Below are 16,748 nucleotides of genomic sequence, written 5' to 3'. Positions count from 1 at the left end.
TGGGGCGGGCCGGGTGGATCCGGCGCAGGGAACGGGACGAGACAGCGGCGGCATGACGGCGGACAACACTACCAAAACCGGTCAACACGGCATTGACCCCAGCCATCTGGAGACCTGTCTCAGCGTCTTCGAGGCGTTGGAGGATTTCCCTCCCGATCACCCCGACGTCGTGCGGGTGCAACGGGCCACCGCGAAGCTCTACAAGATGATCAAGCAGCGGCGGCGCGAGGAACGGCGGGATGCCATCTTGGCGGCCGACCGCGCGGTGACGGCGGCCACCGCGACCGGCGCCCCGGGCCGGATCGACGACGAGACCCAGGGCATCCCGCTGGCCTCCCCCACCGTGGGCGCGACGGCCGGTTTCCTGCACAATCCGCGCGGCTGCTACATCTGTAAGCAGCGCTACCGCGAGGTGGACGCCTTCTACCATCAGCTCTGCCCGCCCTGCGCCGCGCTCAACCGGGAGCGCCGGGACGCCCGTACCGACCTGACCGGCCGGCGGGCGCTGCTCACCGGCGGCCGGGCGAAGATCGGCATGTACATCGCGCTGCGGCTGCTGCGCGACGGCGCGCACACCACGGTGACCACGCGGTTCCCGCACGACGCGGTCCGCCGATTCGCCGCGATGCCCGACAGCGGGGACTGGCTGCACCGCCTGCGGATCGTCGGGATCGACCTGCGCGACCCCGCCCAGGTGATCGCCCTCGCTGACTCGGTCAGCGGCCAGGGCCCACTCGACATCCTGATCAACAACGCGGCGCAGACCGTCCGCCGCACGCCCGGGGCGTACGCGCAGCTCGTCGCCGCGGAGACGGCGGCCCTGCCGGACGGCCCCCTGCCGGAGATGATCACGTTCGCCAAACCAGCCAGCGGGGGCGACCTGGCGGGTAGACTGATCGCCCCACCGACGTCGCCCGCGATCCCCCCGCACGAGCTCACCGCGCTCGCGCTGACCAGCGGCTCCGCCTCCCCAGAACGGATCGCGGCAGCCACCGCCATCGACGCCGGCGGTCTCGTGCCGGACCTCGACCCGGTCAACAGCTGGGTGCAGCGGGTGCACGAGGTGGACCCGGTCGAGCTGCTCGAAGTGCAGCTGTGCAACGTCACCGCGCCATTCGTGCTGGTCAGCCGGCTACGACCCGCGATGGCCGCAGCGACCGCCCGCCGCAAGTACGTGGTGAACGTGTCGGCGATGGAAGGCCAGTTCGCCCGCGGCTACAAGGGGCCAGGGCACCCGCACACCAACATGGCCAAGGCCGCCCTGAACATGCTGACCCGCACCAGCGCCCAGGAAATGCTGACTGATGGCATCTTCATGACCAGCGTCGACACCGGCTGGATCACCGACGAGCGGCCCCACCCGACGAAGATGCGGCTCGCGGACGCCGGCTTTCACGCCCCACTGGACCTGGTCGACGGCGCGGCCCGGGTCTACGACCCGATCGTCCGCGGCGAACAGGGCGAAGACCTGTACGGCTGCTTCCTCAAGGACTACACGCCCTGCGCCTGGTGATCGGCGCGCCTGCCCCGCCATCGCAGCCCTCGCCGAAACGGGCGCTGCGGCCCTCGATGCCTCCCCGCATGCGACGGGTGTGGTGCCCGCTCCAGCTCTTTACCGCCGTACGAGCCGCCTACCGGCCGCCCGTCGACTGACTTTCTTCGCTCACCACGGCAGGGATCACCGGGTCACCGACAGGCGACGCGACATCGCGGTGCGAGGAGCCGACCAGGAAGCGATCGCGTTCCTCCCTGGTCAACGGTCGCACGTGGCGCCGCTCGGCCTCGGCGAGCAGGTCGGCGACGGGCTGGGTGAGATCCCACACGCGGGCAGTTCCGTCGACGCCACCAGACGCGAGCTGTCCGCATCGCGAAAAGGCGACCGTGCCGACCGGCCCACGGTGCCCAGACAGCATGAGAGGCTCGCTGGCTGTCGCGGGCTCCCACACGCGTACGCAGCTGTCGTCGCCTGCGGAAGCGAGCAGATCGTCACCGTGCCAGGCCACCGAACCCACCGCACCCCGATGGCCAACCAGCACCGTCGGCGTCGCATCCAGGGCCGGAGCCCAGATCCGAATCATCCCGTCCGCCCCCGCCGAAGCCAATCGCCCGTCCGGGGACCAGGCCACCCACCACACGAGTCCCTCGTTGCCGGTCAGCAGCAGGGGCTCGTCTGGCCGACTCAGGTCCCAGACTCGCACCACGCCGTCGGCATTCGCGGACGCCAGTTTCCCGGACGGCGCCCATGCCACCGAGCGCACTCCCGCGCCGGGGATACGCAGGACACGCGCCGTTCGACGCGCGACGTCCCAGACCCGTACGGTCTGGTCGTCCCCGCCGGAAGCGAGCATCCCGTCGACCGACCAGGCGACCGCGCGGACCGTACCGCGGTGACCGGTGAGCACAGCTTCCGGCGTGTCATCCGTCCCCCACACCCTGACCGTGCCGTCGTCCCCGCAGGATGCCAGCGTGCCGGTGGCGGACCAGGCCAACGACCGAGCCGGTCCGTCATGTCCGACGAGCGTTCGGACCAGGTCCGGACGCCCGGCAGTGCGGATCCGGATGACACCGTCCGTGCCTGTCGTGGCGAGTTCGCCGGTCGGTGACCACGACACCGATCGGACCCAGCCGCCGTGGCCCTGGTACACCGACTCACCCGACTCGTCGTCGGCGCCGGTCTGCCACACCCGGATCGTGCCGTCACTGCCCGCGGAGGCCAACTCCGTCCCGGGTGAGCACGCCACCGACCGAACCCAGTCGCGGTGTCCGGTGAACACCTGCGCAGTCCATTCATCCGGATCCCACCGCCGTACGGTGGAGTCCTCGCCGCCGGAGGCCAGCCTTCCGGTGGAAGACCAGGCGACACTGCGCACCGCGCCGACGTGGCCCCGCAACTCAAGGGCGTCACGGTCGGCCTGCCACAGCCGGATCAGGCCGTCGTCGCCGGCGGATGCGAGTCGTCCCTCGGCGGACCACGCCACCGAACGCACCCGCCCGTTGTGGCGGCCGGTGAGCACCGGCAGGTCCGGATCCCCGGGCCACTCGTACACCATGCCGTCGTGGCCGCCGCTGGCGAGTCGACCGTCTGGCGCCCAGGCAACGGTGCGGACCGGGCCGTCGTGGTGGGTCAGTACCGTGACAGGAGTCCCGGTGCCGGTCCAGATGCGGATCGTGCCGTCCTCGCCCCCGCTGGCGAGACGACCATCCGGCGCCCAGGCAACGGTGCGGACCGGGCCGTCGTGGTGGGTCAGCACCGTGACAGGAGTCCCGGTGCCGGTCCAGATGCGGATCGTGCCGTCCTCGCCCCCGCTGGCCAGTCGACCGTCCGGCGCCCAGGCCAACGAGCGCACCCAGCCACGGTGGGCGCAGGAGCAACTGGGTCTCGCCGTCCTCGACGAGCCAGATCCGTATGGTGGCGTCGTCACAGGCTGAGGCGAGCCTGCCGTCGGCCGACCAGGCCACCGACCGGACCCAGTCCTGGTGCCCCCGCAGCGTCACCTTCATCCGATGACGCAGCGCAAGACGTAAGGCATGGCCGGCGGAGGGCGTCGGCGCACACTCGGTGACTGCCGCGTACGCCAGCGCCAGCGCGAGTCGCGGGTCCTCGTCACGTACCCGCAGGGACCGCTCGGCCAACTGGTCGGCGAGACGTCGCTGCCGGAAGGTCTCGGCACGCAGCGACGCCTGGACGAAGGCGCGTACCAGGGGCGAGATGCTCTCGTTCGCCATCACCTCGCGGGCGTGGCGCAGGTAGTCGCCGAACAACAGGTAGCCGTCCCGCCGGTGGTTCCGGTCCCAGATCACGGCGAGTGGCAGGAGTTCGGTACGACGGCGCAGCTCCGCCTCGCGAGCACGCACCACATGGGCCAGCGGTTCCCACTGCCGAAGCAGAGCCTCGTGGGCGAGGTCGAAACTGTCCCCGGTGTCGACCATCAGCCGGGCGTCCCGGAACTGCTCCACCACGTCCAGAGCCGCCTCGTCAAGCTCATCCCGAGCCACCCGGCGGCGGGTCGGCTCCGCGCCCTGCCAGGTCACGAACCGGAGGAGGGTCTCAAGGACGGGTGCGCGTCCGTACCGGGGATTGAGTGAGTCCAAAACCCGGTCGGCGTGCCGGGTGATCGCCCCGGCCACGTCACCGGCGTCGAGGTAGTCCGCGACGGTGATCCGACCGCTGGCACGGTGCCGGTCGTAGAGTTCCTCCAGCACGTAGCCGAGCAAGGGCAGCGCGTCGCTGCCCGACGCGTCGCTGACCATGCGGTCCACCAGCCCGCTTTCCAAGCGCACTCCGCTCGCCTCGGCTGGGCCGGTGATCACCTTCCGTAGGCCGCTGGCGTCCAGCAGGCCGAGGCCGAACGGCAGGGCGAACAGCCGGGCCGCCGGCCCCTGCTGAAACGTTCCGAGGAACTCGACCCGCAGGGTGGCGATCACGATGCCACGGGGGTCGGCCCCCAGCCACGCGTCGAGCAGCGCGAGGAAGGCATTCCGCTGTTCGGCGTCGCACAGCGAGACGCATTCCTCCAACTGATCGACGACGAGGAGCAGTCGAGCGTTGCCCCTGGCCAAGGAACGAGCCGCTGCGCACAGGGCCTGGGGCCGGTAACGAGTCGTGGCGTGTAGGGCCGCTTCCAGCGCCTGCCTGGACTCTTGGCGAAGCTCGTCGGCCAGCCCGCGTACGTCGCCGCCGAAGGCAGCGGCCAGACCGGTCACCGGGTCCGAGCCAGGCAGGACCGGTCCGATCGTGACCCAACCAGGGTGGCGGATCAGGGCGGGGACCACCCCCGCCTGCACGAGAGATGACTTGCCGCTGCCAGAAGGCCCGACGACCGGTACGAAGCGGTGTGCTGTCTCCTTGGACCGGTGTGACACCCGCTCGACCAACGCGGCCACGTCCTCGTCCCGGCCGAAGAACACGGCGGCACGTTCGGGCCCATATGCCTCGAGCCCCGGATATGGATTGGCCTGGCTGGTCCAGGGGTGATTACGGCGGGACCGCCACACGTCGAAGAATCTCGCGGCCACAATGCCAGCGACCAGCGCGATGGTCCAGACGGCGGCGTAGTCGCTGATGGGCCGGAGAAACCTGGGCCAGTGTTCCGGGTCGGCCGTCAGCAGATTCGTTCCGAAGCCGATCAGCAGCCCGATGACAAGTGCACCGAGACTGAGTTCAGAGGTACGCCTGCTCGTCATGGTCGCACCCCCGGCCGAGGATCGATGCGTGATCCTCCGTGGACGGTCAATGGCTTGGACCAAGGGTAACGTTTGTGGTCGGGAGCGCGGTAGCGCCCGACCGGCCGTAGCGGGCAACGCACGGTGACCGTTGCGAAGCGCACGGCCGACGGCCTTGGCGCCCGACGCCTATCCTGCGAATTATGCGCACCCTCCTGGTCGGCCACGACCACACGTCGCGGCCCGGTTTCGTGGGCGAGTACCTCCGCGCCTGCGGCCATGAGGCCACCCGGTTCATGGTGGTTCCCGAGGAACGGTTCGACTCACCGTCGGTTTCTGTGACCTTTCCCGACCCGACGGAATGGGATGCGGTGATCTGCTTCGGCGCACCCTGGTCGGTCTACGACACCGACCGGATCGACCCGTGGATCACGTCGGAGTTGACGTTCCTACGCGCGGCGCACGCGTCCGAGGTACCCGTACTGGGAATCTGTTTCGGCGCACAGGCGCTCGCCGCGGCACTGGGCGGGGGGGTCGAGCGGGCACCGCGAACCGAACTCGGCTGGACGGTGATCGACAGTGACGAGCCGGAATTGATCCCACCTGGCCCGTGGCTGGAGTCGCATTCCGACCGGTGCATCCTGCCGCCTGACGCCCGGGAGATCGCCCGCACGGAAGTCGGTCCGCAGGCGTTCAGCATCGGACGTAGCCTCGGCCTGCAATTCCACCCCGAAGCCACCGCCGACCTGCTCGCCGAGTGGATGGCCGTCGGCGGCGCGGCGCACGCGCGGCAGATCGGCGTCGATCCGGATGCCCTGATCGCGGAGACCTCGACCAGAGAGGCCGTAGCGCGTACCGAAGCCTTCCGGCTCATGGACCACTTCCTTCAGGATTTTGCCGGCCGGCCCGTGCCCGGGCTCGACAGGTCTCCCGCCCAGGTGCCGGCTCTCGAGTGATGGTGCGGGAGTTGCCGACATTTTTCGGGCGTCGTCGGCGGTTGCAACAGCAAGGTGGCCGCACGGATGGCTGACCGCTCGCCCTCGCCGAGGCCCACCGCCGTGCCGAACTCCCGCCGTGCCGCCACCGCCATCGCGTAATTTCGGACGATCACGACGCGCCTCGCAGGTAGGTGAGCACGGCCGAGACGCGGCGGTCGGAGTCGGGGTCGAGATCGAGCTTGGCGAAGATGTTGCCGACGTGTTTGCGGACGGCCGCCTCGCTGACGACGAGGTACTCGGCGATGGTGGGGTTGGTGTAACCCTCAGCCATCAATGCGAGAACCTCGCGCTCGCGTGGGGTGAGCGTGGCCAGCGGACCGTCGTTGCGTCGTCGGGTGACGAGGTGGCGAACGACGTCGGGGTCGATGACCGTGCCGCCTGCGGTCACGCGATCGAGATTGTCGAGGAAGTCGCGGACGTGGCTGACTCGGTCCTTGAGGAGGTAGCCAAGCCCGCCGCCCGTGGTGGACTCGAGCAGATCGGTGACGTAAGCCTCGGCGATGTACGCGGACAGGAGGACGACCGCGATGTCGGGGTACTGGGCGCGGATGGTGACGGCGGCGCGGAGTCCTTCGTCGGTGTGGGTCGGCGGCATGCGGATGTCGGTGATGACGACGTCGGGCTGTTGGTTGGCGGTGTAGACGAGCAGTGCGTCGGCGTCCGCGACCGCGGCGATGACCTGGTGGCCGGCCTTCTCCAGTATTCCGACGAGCCCTTCCCGCAGGAGTGCCGCATCCTCCGCGATCACGATTCTCAGAGGCTTTTTCACGTCAGGCTGATCGGGCATGTCATTCTCACGTGGGTCGGGCCTCCGGGCGGGCTGGTGATGTCGAGGGTGCCGTCAATGGCGTCGATGCGGGCGGCGAGTCCGGCAAGCCCGGACCCTCGGGCGGGGTCGACACCACCCTGGCCGTCATCGACAACGGTCACGGTCAGCGTGTTGCCGACCACCCAGGCGTGCACCTGGGCGTTACGGGCGCCGGAGTGGCGGGCGACGTTGGTCAATGCCTCGCTGACGAGGAAATATGCCGCGGTCTCTACTCGTGCGGGAAGTCGCCCCGCCAGGTGGAGGTCGGTGTCGACCGGGACCGGGGAGCGGTCGGCCAGCTCGTGAATCGCGGCGGCGAGTCCGTGGTCGGTGAGCACCTGGGGATGGATGCCACGCACGGTGGCCCGCAGGTCCTCCAAAGCATCCTCGGCGAGGGTGTGGGCCCTGGTGATCAGGTCGAGCGCAGGGCCGTCGTCCAGTTCGAGCTCGGCCCGCCCGAGCGTCATGGTGAGAGCGACGAGGCGTTGCTGTGCGCCGTCGTGCAGGTCACGCTCGATGCGGCGGCGCTCCTCCTCGAAGGCGTCGACGAGTCCGGCGCGGGAGCGGCGCAGTTCGGTGACCGCGGTGACCAGCCGCGCCTCAGGTGGATCGAGAAGGAGCCGGGTGAGCGCGGCCTGGCCGCTGGCAAGTAGGGTCACCAGATAAGCGGCGACGGCGAGGGCCAGGACGCCGACCGCCACGGCGGGCCAGGCCTCAGCGGCAGTGTCGATCCGCCAGCCATATATCTCCACCGCTTCGTAACGAAATAGGACAGGCGCGAGGATCAGGACGATCGGGGTCGTGATCGCCAGCGTCAGCACGACGGCGTCGACGAGCCACCCGACCGTCGCGAGGAGGACGGCATAGCCGATCTCGGACCACGAGACCGGGACGGTGCGCCAGGTGCGCAGCCGTTCCCGTAGCGTCGGATGCTCGCCGCCAGACGGCTGCGGAAGCACCAGCCGGAGCCGAGCCCGCTCGATCTCCGCGATGACGGTTGTCACCAGGGGCACGCTGGCCAGCAACAGGAGTCCGACCACGATCACGGCGGTCAGGACCCCAAGGCCGATGACCGCCGCGAGCACCAGGAGCACGCCGATCCCGAGCGGCACCGTCGAGACGAGGTAGATCAGAGACCTCCACGGCCAGGCCGAGATCAGGAAACGCCATGGCCTACCGCGTACAGCGGACCAGGCGTCGGCGTGGAGGCTCACTTCACCAGCGTAGAAGGTGTCACGGTAGCGCCACCGCTACCCCGGATGTCGCGCGTGAGCCAGTGTGCGAGACTCGCGGACTCGCTGGACTGGACGCATGACCCAGACATTGACGGCACCGGCTGTCGCGCTCGAAAGCGTGACCCGCACGTACCGCTCCCGCGCGGGCAGCGTTCACGCACTGCACGGCTTCACCCACGCCTTCGCTCGCGGTAGCTACACCGCGATCATGGGTCCCTCCGGCTCCGGGAAGTCCACCCTGCTTCAACTCGCAGCCGGACTCGACAGGCCCAACCACGGACGGGTGACCATCGGCGGCACGGCTCTGGACAGCCTCAGCGAGACCGCCTTGACGAAATTCCGGCGGACCTCGATGGCGTTCATCTTCCAGTCCTACAACCTGCTCGATGCCCTGACGGCCTTCGACAACGTCGCCCTGCCGGCCAGGCTCGCGGGACTGCCGGTCGACAGGGCGGCGGTGACCGACGCGCTGGATCGGGTCGGGCTGCGGGATCTGGCGAAGCGGCGGCCCCCCGAGCTCTCCGGCGGCCAGCAGCAACGGGTCGCGATTGCTCGCGCTCTCCACGGCACTCCCGACGTCATCTTCGCCGACGAACCCACCGGTGCACTCGACCGCAACACCGGCCGCGAAGTCCTTGCGCTGCTCCGTGCCCTGGCCGACGGCGGACAGACCGTCGTGATGGTGACCCACGACCCCCTCGCCGCCTCCTACGCCGACGAAACGCTCTTCCTCGCCGACGGACAGACCGTCGGCAGACTCCACCGCGCCGACGCCGCCGCCATCGCCCGGCACATGAACGATCTGGAGCAGCGATGAACCCTGCGATGAGCCGGCTCTCCCGCCAGACCGTCCGCACTTCTTGGCCCGCCTATCTCGGCGCCTTCGTCGCCCTCGCAAGCGGCGTCGTCCTGATCGCGACCACTGTCAATCTGATCGGCTCGGTCGACGCCACCCTCACCGACCTCGGCAGCAGGGCGACCCAGGAGCAGCACCACCAACTCGACGATCTGACCTCGATGTTCGGCATCATGTCGGCGATCTCACTGTTCATGGCAATCTTCGTCGTCGGCAGCACCTTCGGATTCGTCGTCGCCACCCGCCGCCGCGAACTAGGACTCCTGAGACTCATCGGCGCCACCGGGCCTCAGGTGCGCCGCCTCGTCCTCGGCGAGTCGGTCGTCGTTGCCGCCGGGGCCGTCATCATCGGATGCCTCATAGCAACACCCCTGGCAGCGCCCGTTCTCGACCTGATCCGCCGCATCGGCCTCACCGACCTCCATCTGGTCGCCCCTGCGGCGTGGCTGGCCTGGGCGATCGCCGCCCCCAGCGGAATAGTCGTAGCGCTACTGGGAGCCTGGCGCTCCTCCCGTCGGGCCGCCAAAATCCCACCGTCCGCGGCGCTGCGCGAGGCAGCCATCGAACGCAGCCGCCCCAGCATCCCGCAACTGCTCGTCGGCACCCTCTGCCTCGCCACCGTGCTCACCGCAACCGTCCTGACCCAGCACGCGGAGCCGCTCTTCGCGCTAGTGGCTTCCGTCCTGCTGCCCGAAGTCATCGTCATCGCACTCATGTGCTTCGGCACCCTGCTCGTCCCACGACTCGCAGCGCTCCTGGCCCTCCCCTTCTCCAGCCACGACGTCGCCGCCCGGTTGGCCCGCGACGAACTGCGCGCCGCCGTACGCACCACCACATCGGTCGCCGCGCCCGTCATCGCGATCTCGGCCATAGCCGGCTCGATGTTGCTCGCCCTGAGCTTCACCGCCGACTGGACATCCGCCCAGGACCGCGCCCAACTCCACGCACCCCTGGTCGTCCGCCCCGGCGCCGGGCACGAGCATGAGGCCGCCGCCAAGTTGACAGCAGACCCCTCCGTGAAGCTGGTCGACGCCCGCCGCCGCTTCACCGTGCTGTTCGGCGACGACGGCCACGAACGTCTGGAGGTCGACGCCATCGATGTCACCACCGCGACTGTGGCTCGGGGGCTGCACGCCACGAAGGGCAGCCTCGGCGACCTTCACGGGACCGCCGCCGCGGTCTCCGAAACCCAGGTGATCGACAGCGGCACCGGGCTCGGCGGCCACCTCAAGGCCCGCGTCAACGGCCACATGGTCGACCTGACGGTCGTCGCCGTCGTGCCTGCCGCTCCCGACCTTTACGGCGACATCCTCCTACCCGCCGACCTCGTCGCCGAGGACCTCGACAACGCACCGGCCGACGAACTGTTCGTCGTCCCCGAACCAGGTACCGAAACTGGCGCGGCGATGACAGCTGTCAGCCGAGCCCTGGCCGGCACCGACAGCCAACTACTAACAGCAGAGGAATGGATCACCGACGTCACCGACCAAGTCCGGCGCAGCAACAACTTCGGACTCACCATCCTGCTCGGCCCCGCCGGCTTCTACGCCGCCATCGCCGTGGTCAACGCCACCCTCATCGGCGCCACCCAACGACGCAGACAGCACCAAGCACTCGGCCTACTCGGCGCCACACGCGACCAGTTGCGTCGTACCGCGCTCTGGCAAGCCGCACTCATCACCGGCGCCGGTCTGGTCCTCGGCGGGCTCACCACCGCATTCCTCGGCTGGCTCGTCCGCCGAACAGTTACCGCCGACCTCGCCGACACTGGAGTAGATGTCCCGATGACCACTCCATGGCTCCCACTGATCGCGATTGTTATGGCCTGCGTCGGCCTCGCCCTGGCAGCAGCCATAGCAGGTGCAGTAGGTCTCCAGAAGCGGGCTACGACATCATGACCGGGTTCGTCGAAAGATCGTGGGCCGACAGCGCGCGGGTAACAGCCCGGGTTGGGCAGCGCCGTGAACCGTCGGGGCGGTCCCGTCCGATGATGAGGCGTGAGCGATACCCGTAGCGACGCCGACCTGCTGGCGCTGACCGCCGCTGGCGACCGGACGGCGTTCGAGGCGTTCTACCGCCGTCACGCCGCGTGGCTGGTGCTGCGGCTGCGCTACCGGTGCGCCGACGAGGCCCTGGTCGATGACGTCGTACAGGAGACGTTCCTCGACCTGTGGCGCGGCGGCGCCGCTCGATACCGCGAGCGCGGCGACGTCGCCGGGTGGCTGTGGCGGATCGGGTCCCGGCGGCTGGTGGATGCGCTGCGGCGGCACAGTTCCCGAGACCGCCTCGGCCGCGTGCTCGCCCGGCTTCGCGGCCGCGACGAGCCCTCGGCCGAGGACCAGGTGCTGTACGGCGTCGAGCACGGCAACCTCGCCGGTGCGCTCGGCCGGCTCTCCCCTGAGCTGCGGGCGGTCATGCAGGCGACCGTCCTCGATGGGCTCACCACCGCCGAGGCCGCCGTCCTGCTCGGCATCCCGCCTGGCACCGTCAAGACGCGGGCGATGCGTGCCCGTCGGCAACTGCGGCAGGAGTTGGCATGACTACACCCGAGCCCACCGCCCGCGCCTGGCATGTCCCGGGTGAGGACCTCGCGCGTTATGCCGCACGGACGCTCGCCGCGCCTGCCTCGTGGTCGGTCGAGGCGCACCTGAACGCGTGTGCCGGCTGCCGCACCCGCCTCACCGCGCTGGCCGGACCGGCCCTCGTCGAGGAGGGCTGGGCGCGAGTCGATGCCGAGCTCGACGCGCCGGTGCCGGGCCCGTTCGAGCGGCTCCTTCTCGGCGCTCGCGTGCCGGACCACACTGCCCGGTTGCTCGCCGCTACCCCGGCCCTGCGCCTGTCCTGGCTCGGCGCGGTGGCGCTGACGCTCGCCATGACGGCGGTGACCGCCAACCTCGCCGGGCCGCTGGTGTTCCTGGCCGTCGCGCCGCTGCTGCCGCTGGCCGGCGTGGCCGCGTCGTTCGGGCCCGGGATCGACCCGACCCACGAGATCACGGTCGTGGCGCCGTTTCACGCGTTCCGGTTGCTCATGCTGCGGTGCGTGGTGGTCCTGTCGGCCAACACGGTGCTGTGCGCCGGGGCCAGCCTGGCGCTGCCCGATGTGGGCGCGCGGGCGGCGGGCTGGTTCCTGCCGTCGCTGGTCCTCACGGTGGTTGCGCTGTTGCTGTCGCCCCGGCTCGGCTCGGTCGCGGCGGTGTCTGCGGTCGGGGCTGGCTGGGCGGCGCTGTTCGCCGGGGCCGCCGGTGCCCTGTTCACCGCCGGGGGCCAGGCCGCGCTCGCCGGTGCCGTGGTCCTTTCCGCGGCCGTGCTCGCCCGGCGGACGTCCGCGTTCGACATTACCCGTCCGCTGTCCGGCACCATCACCATCAGGAGGTTCCGATGACCGTCGACGCGGTCACCCCCGACACCGGCGTCGCCGTCCGCGCGACTGGTCTGACCCTGCGGTACGGCCGGACGACCGCCCTCGACGGCGTCTCGCTCACGTTCGGTACGGGCGTCACCGGTCTGCTCGGCCCCAACGGCGCGGGCAAGACGACGCTGCTGCGGATCCTCGCCACCGCGCTCAGCCCCGACGCGGGGCAGCTGACCGTGTTCGGGCACGACCTGCGCACCGGCCCGGGCCGGCTGGCCGTCCGCCGCCGCCTCGGCTACCTGCCCCAGGACCCGGGCTTCCACTCCGGCTTCACCGTCTTCGAGTTCGTCGACTACGTCGCGATTCTCAAGGAGCTCGACCGGCGGCGGGAGCGGCACACGGAGGTGCGGCGGGTCGTCGCCGCGGTTGGCCTGGACGGGCAGCGGCATACCCGGATCCGGGCCCTGTCCGGCGGGATGCGGCAACGGGTCGCGCTGGCCGCCGCGCTGGTGGGCGACCCGGCCCTGCTCATCCTCGACGAGCCGACCGTCGGGCTCGACCCGGAGCAGCGCATGCGATTCCGGGAACTGTTCGCCGAGCTGGGCGATGGCCGGACGGTGTTGTTGTCGACGCACCAGACCGAGGACGTGATGTCGCTGTGCCGGGAGGTGGTCGTCGTCGATCACGGCGCGGTGCGCTTCACCGGCAGCCCGGCCGACCTCACCGCGCTCGCCGACGGCCGAGTCTGGACCAGCGCCCGTCGGGAGCCGGCCGCGCTCGCGTCGTGGCGGACCGGCACCGGCCTGTACCGGCACGTCGGTGATCCGCCACCCGGTGCCGAGCTGCTGGCACCGACGATCGAGGACGGTTACCTGACGCTGGTCGACCTCGCCGGTGGGCACGACGCCCGGCCGCAGGGCGGCGACCGGTGACCGCCCTCCTCGCCGACCCGCAGGTGGCGGCACCGGTGACCGGCACGCCGTGGCGCGCGATGCTGGCCCTGGCCCGCGTCGAGTCGATCCGGATGCTGCGCCACCCGGTGTCGATCGCCGCCGCTGTGCTGTTCCTCGGTCCCTGGATCTATGGCCAGCTGTCCGGCGGCGCCAACCGCTATCCCGTGCCGGCGGACGCGGCGATCTCAGTGCAGATCTTCGGCCTGCTGCTGTTCGGCGGCGCGGCGATGGTGGTGGCCAACCTCGGCGTGCTGCGCGCGTACCGTCACCGCACCGACCGGCTGTACGACGTGCTGGTGCTGCCCGCCCCGTGGCGCACCGGCGGGTTCCTGCTGGCGCTGCTGCCGTACGGGGCGGCGGTCGGCGTCCTCGTCGGCATCGTGGTCGGCGGGGCCGCCCTGCAGCCAGGTGCCGCCGGGCTACCCGACCCGGCCGAGCTGCTCACCACCCCGGTGCTGGCGGTCCTGCTCGGCGCATTCGGTGTCCTGCTCGCACGGCTGGTCCGCTCGGCCGTGGCCGCCCCGCTCGCCGTCCTCGCCATGGCCGTGGCCTCGCTCGCCGCCGCGATGGTCGCGGTGCTGACCGAGGCAAGGTGGCGTTTGCTGCCGGTCATGTTCCCCGACCTGCCCTTCGCAGTGCCGGCCGAGCTATCCACCCGGCCGTCCTGGCGGCATCTGACATACCTGGCCGGAATCGTCGCCGTGCTCGCGGTCGCCGCGCTGACCCGGTCCGGGGCCCGGGGACGGCGGATCGTGGTCGCCCTGGTGACCGCCGCCGCGGTGGCGGTTGCCGGCGGCGTGGCGCAGCTCGTCCCCGACGACGCGGCACGCCAGGCACGGATCGCGGCCACGGCCGACCCGGCGCCGATGCAGACCTGCCAGGTGCGCAATGGCGTCACGTACTGCGCGTTCAACGACTTCACGCCGTGGATCGCGGGCTGGGACGAGGTCGTGCAGGGCGTGCTCGAGCTGGTGCCGGCGACGGCCCGCACCGGGCCGCCGCTGGCGGTGCGGCAGCGAGTGTGGGCGTACGGCTACCCGGTCGCCGGCGCGTTGTCCAGTTCCGCCGCCGACACGGCGCGGGCGACCCGGTGGGCTGAGGCCGACGCCGCAGCGGGCACGCCAGAGGCGGTGACAACGGATACCACCTGGGGATCGGCGCGGGACGAGGCGGTGCTCGCAGGGGCGGTGGCCTACCGTCTGCTGGCCGGGCATGCGGCCCGCGACGAGTGGTCGATCTGCGGCGCGCGGGGCGCGATCCTGGTCTGGCTCGCTGGGCAGGCCACGGCACGCTCCGGCGACGGGCTCCGCGAGCTGGACCGTTTCAGCTCGGGCGCGTTGCCGTTCGACCTCGTCGGGTTCAACGCCGGTATCGGCGTGCCCGACCGCGACGCCGCCCCCGGCCTCGCGCTGCTGGAGCGCCCCCGCGACGAGGTCGCCCGGACGGTGGCCGAGCACTGGTCCGAGCTGGTCGCGCCGCAGACGCCGGTGGAACGGGTCGGCGAGCTGTTCGGCGTGCCGGTCCCGCCGCCGCTGCCAGCTGAGGAGCGCCACACATGCGGCTGAACCTGCTCGGCGCGCTCGTGCGGCCAGTCCTACGGGCAATGCGGCGCGGGCCGCTGCTCGGCGCGGGGAGCGTCGGCCTGGCGATCGTGGCGGTACCGGCGGCGCTGGACACCGTACTCAGGCCCGACAACCTCGTCACCCTGCTTCGGCTCGCGGCGCTCTGCTTCGCCGTCGGGGTCGCATTCGTCCTCGACGATCCGGCGAAGCCCAGCACCGCCACGACAGCCGTACCGGCCTGGGCCGCTGGTGCCGTCCGTGCCACCACCGGGCTGGTCGCCGCCGCAGCGGAATGGACGATGGCGGTCGCCCTCACGCTCGCCGGTGCCCAGGAGGGCACCGGCGAGGCCCTGCCGGTGCGCGATCTGACGCTCGAGGCCGCCGCCGCGGTGGTGCTGGCCCTGGCGTTCGCCGTGCTCGGCTGGGCGCGGGCGCCACGCGGCGTCTGCGGGACCGTCGCCGCGCCCGCCCTGCTCGTCGCCGCCGCCGCGCTGGCGCTGCTGCCGCAGCGGCTGGCCCTCCTGGCATCCGTCGATGATCCGGCTGGGTGGGCGGCGGCGCACCGGCGCTTCGCCGTCCTGCTCGTCGCGGCCGGCGCTGTCGCGGTGACCGGTCTCGCGCTCGGCGCGCTGCCGCCACGAACGGTCCGCGTCCGGCGCGCCGGGACCAGGATGCTCTTGATGCCGTGGTCGCCGAGGCGACCGAGAAGTTCAGCGGGATCGACATCCTGGTCTCGAACGCCGGCATCGCGAACCAGAGCCCCGCCCTGGAGCTGACCGACAAGCAGTGGCAGGACATCCTCGGGGTCAACCTCGTTGGTGCCTGACACACGGTCAAGGCCGTCGTGCCCGGAATGATCGAGCGCGGCCGCGGCGGATCTGTCGTCATCATCAGCTCCACGGCCGGCCTCATCGGCGCTCTCAACCAGGCCCACTACACGGCGTCGAAGCACGGGCTCCAGGGACTCATGGGCACCCTCGCGAACGAGCTGGGGAAGCACAACATCCGGGTGAACACCGTCAACCCGGGGATGGTCAACACCGAGATGGCGATGAACGAACGCCTGCTGAAGGCGTACATCCCCGGCGTGGAGAACCCGACCCTCGACGACGTGGCCCGGGTCTTCGGCGGCCTGGCCCTGCTGCCGGTGGCGTGGGTGGAGCCCGAGGACGTGAGCAACGCGGTGCTCTGGTTGGCGTCGGAGGAGTCCCGGTACGTCACTGGGATCAGCATTTCCGTGGATGCGGGCCTGCTCGCGAAGTTTCTGACCCCAGGGCCGACGCCTTGATCTCAAGCGGGGTTGAGGGTGTGGGATTCGAGGTCGGGCCTCGAATCCCACCAAAGCGCGAGGATCCCTGGTCGCTGACTGCCGACGGCGCTGGCCTGGCCCGGCACCTGGCAGATGCCGGTGAGCTGGTCGTCGAACTGGACCGGCCGCAGCGCCGGCCCCCCACCACCAGCGCGGGTTTGACGTGTTCACCTGCCTGACCGTGCTACGGGACCCCGCCCGTCGCATCCGCCTCCCGGAGGCCGAAGCGAGCCGGATCAGGGGCCGATCAGGGGCCGGCCAGGGTAGGTCCCGATAGCCCCGCGCCACCCCCGCTGGAACGGTGGACGCAGACGCAGACGGACCGCAGGCCGATCGCGTCCGACTCCCCGAGAAAGGCCACCATGACCGCCCCAACACCTATGCGCCGCCGCGACACAACAGAGCCGAGGCCCACAGGTGAGGTTCCCCCGGTTACTCGGAGACTTTCGATCGTGGTCTTATAGGCCCTGACCAGGAGGTTCTCTGTGCCCGCCCCTCGTAAGTACCCGGAC

12 protein-coding genes and 2 pseudogenes are annotated in these 16,748 nt (G+C 70.9%); 10 read left to right on the top strand and 4 right to left on the bottom strand.

All coding sequences use genetic code 11. The features are described from left to right. The first annotated feature begins 52 nt into the window (after positions 1-52). A complete protein-coding gene (locus ABZ671_RS15195) occupies positions 53-1,513 on the top strand; it encodes an SDR family NAD(P)-dependent oxidoreductase (protein WP_357857200.1) in 1,461 nt (486 codons plus the stop codon). A 118-nt stretch (positions 1,514-1,631) separates the two neighbouring features. On the opposite strand, the gene ABZ671_RS15190 is transcribed toward ABZ671_RS15195, so the two are convergent. Further along, entirely contained in the window at positions 1,632-3,347 is a 1,716-nt protein-coding gene (locus tag ABZ671_RS15190) for a hypothetical protein (protein WP_357857197.1), read from the bottom strand. A gap of 61 nt (positions 3,348-3,408) precedes the next feature. Continuing rightward, positions 3,409-5,184, bottom strand: a pseudogene (locus ABZ671_RS15185) (AAA family ATPase); the annotation flags it as partial. 182 nt (positions 5,185-5,366) lie between these two features. Here ABZ671_RS15185 and ABZ671_RS15180 point away from each other — a divergent pair. Further along, positions 5,367-6,119, top strand: coding sequence for a gamma-glutamyl-gamma-aminobutyrate hydrolase family protein (locus tag ABZ671_RS15180; RefSeq protein ID WP_357857193.1), 753 nt, complete (start codon positions 5,367-5,369; stop codon positions 6,117-6,119). Between the two features lie 151 nt (positions 6,120-6,270). Here ABZ671_RS15180 and ABZ671_RS15175 read toward each other — a convergent pair whose 3' ends face one another. Both ABZ671_RS15175 and ABZ671_RS15170 read right to left on the bottom strand, forming a co-directional pair. Continuing rightward, complete coding sequence (locus tag ABZ671_RS15175; protein WP_357857454.1) at positions 6,271-6,918, bottom strand: response regulator transcription factor; 648 nt, start codon at positions 6,916-6,918, stop codon at positions 6,271-6,273. A gap of 8 nt (positions 6,919-6,926) precedes the next feature. Continuing rightward, positions 6,927-8,183: a sensor domain-containing protein gene (locus ABZ671_RS15170; protein ID WP_357857191.1), complete on the bottom strand. Its 1,257-nt coding sequence runs from the start codon at positions 8,181-8,183 to the stop codon at positions 6,927-6,929. A gap of 97 nt (positions 8,184-8,280) precedes the next feature. Between ABZ671_RS15170 and ABZ671_RS15165 the strand changes: the two genes are divergently transcribed. The 8 genes and pseudogenes from ABZ671_RS15165 (at position 8,281) to ABZ671_RS15130 (ending at position 16,215) form a co-directional block, all read left to right on the top strand. Further along, positions 8,281-9,021 (top strand): ABC transporter ATP-binding protein, encoded by a 741-nt coding sequence (locus ABZ671_RS15165; RefSeq protein ID WP_357857188.1) that lies wholly within the window; start codon positions 8,281-8,283, stop codon positions 9,019-9,021. Beyond that, positions 9,018-10,958 (top strand): FtsX-like permease family protein, encoded by a 1,941-nt coding sequence (locus tag ABZ671_RS15160; protein WP_357857185.1) that lies wholly within the window; start codon positions 9,018-9,020, stop codon positions 10,956-10,958. The genes ABZ671_RS15165 and ABZ671_RS15160 overlap by 4 nt, the downstream gene beginning before the upstream one ends. Positions 10,959-11,057: 99 nt before the next feature. Next, the gene (locus tag ABZ671_RS15155) at positions 11,058-11,600 is read left to right on the top strand and encodes an RNA polymerase sigma factor (RefSeq protein ID WP_357857182.1); all 543 of its coding nucleotides are present in this window, start codon (positions 11,058-11,060) and stop codon (positions 11,598-11,600) included. Further along, complete coding sequence (locus ABZ671_RS15150) at positions 11,597-12,442, top strand: hypothetical protein (protein WP_357857179.1); 846 nt, start codon at positions 11,597-11,599, stop codon at positions 12,440-12,442. Before ABZ671_RS15155 ends, ABZ671_RS15150 begins: the two co-directional genes overlap by 4 nt. After that, positions 12,439-13,344 (top strand): ABC transporter ATP-binding protein, encoded by a 906-nt coding sequence (locus ABZ671_RS15145; protein WP_357857176.1) that lies wholly within the window; start codon positions 12,439-12,441, stop codon positions 13,342-13,344. Before ABZ671_RS15150 ends, ABZ671_RS15145 begins: the two co-directional genes overlap by 4 nt. After that, positions 13,341-14,930, top strand: a complete 1,590-nt coding sequence (locus ABZ671_RS15140) for a hypothetical protein (protein ID WP_357857173.1) — start codon at positions 13,341-13,343, stop codon at positions 14,928-14,930. The genes ABZ671_RS15145 and ABZ671_RS15140 overlap by 4 nt, the downstream gene beginning before the upstream one ends. After that, complete coding sequence (locus tag ABZ671_RS15135; protein WP_357857170.1) at positions 14,921-15,703, top strand: hypothetical protein; 783 nt, start codon at positions 14,921-14,923, stop codon at positions 15,701-15,703. The genes ABZ671_RS15140 and ABZ671_RS15135 overlap by 10 nt, the downstream gene beginning before the upstream one ends. Beyond that, a pseudogene (locus tag ABZ671_RS15130) lies at positions 15,613-16,215 on the top strand (SDR family oxidoreductase). Before ABZ671_RS15135 ends, ABZ671_RS15130 begins: the two are co-directional and overlap by 91 nt. Positions 16,216-16,748: the final 533 nt, after the last annotated feature.

The organism is Micromonospora sp. NPDC006766 (assembly GCF_040636055.1).
In the GTDB taxonomy this organism is placed as follows: domain Bacteria; phylum Actinomycetota; class Actinomycetes; order Mycobacteriales; family Micromonosporaceae; genus Micromonospora.
Note: the sequence above shows the minus strand (reverse complement) of the source record. Positions and strands in the feature narration are given on the sequence as shown.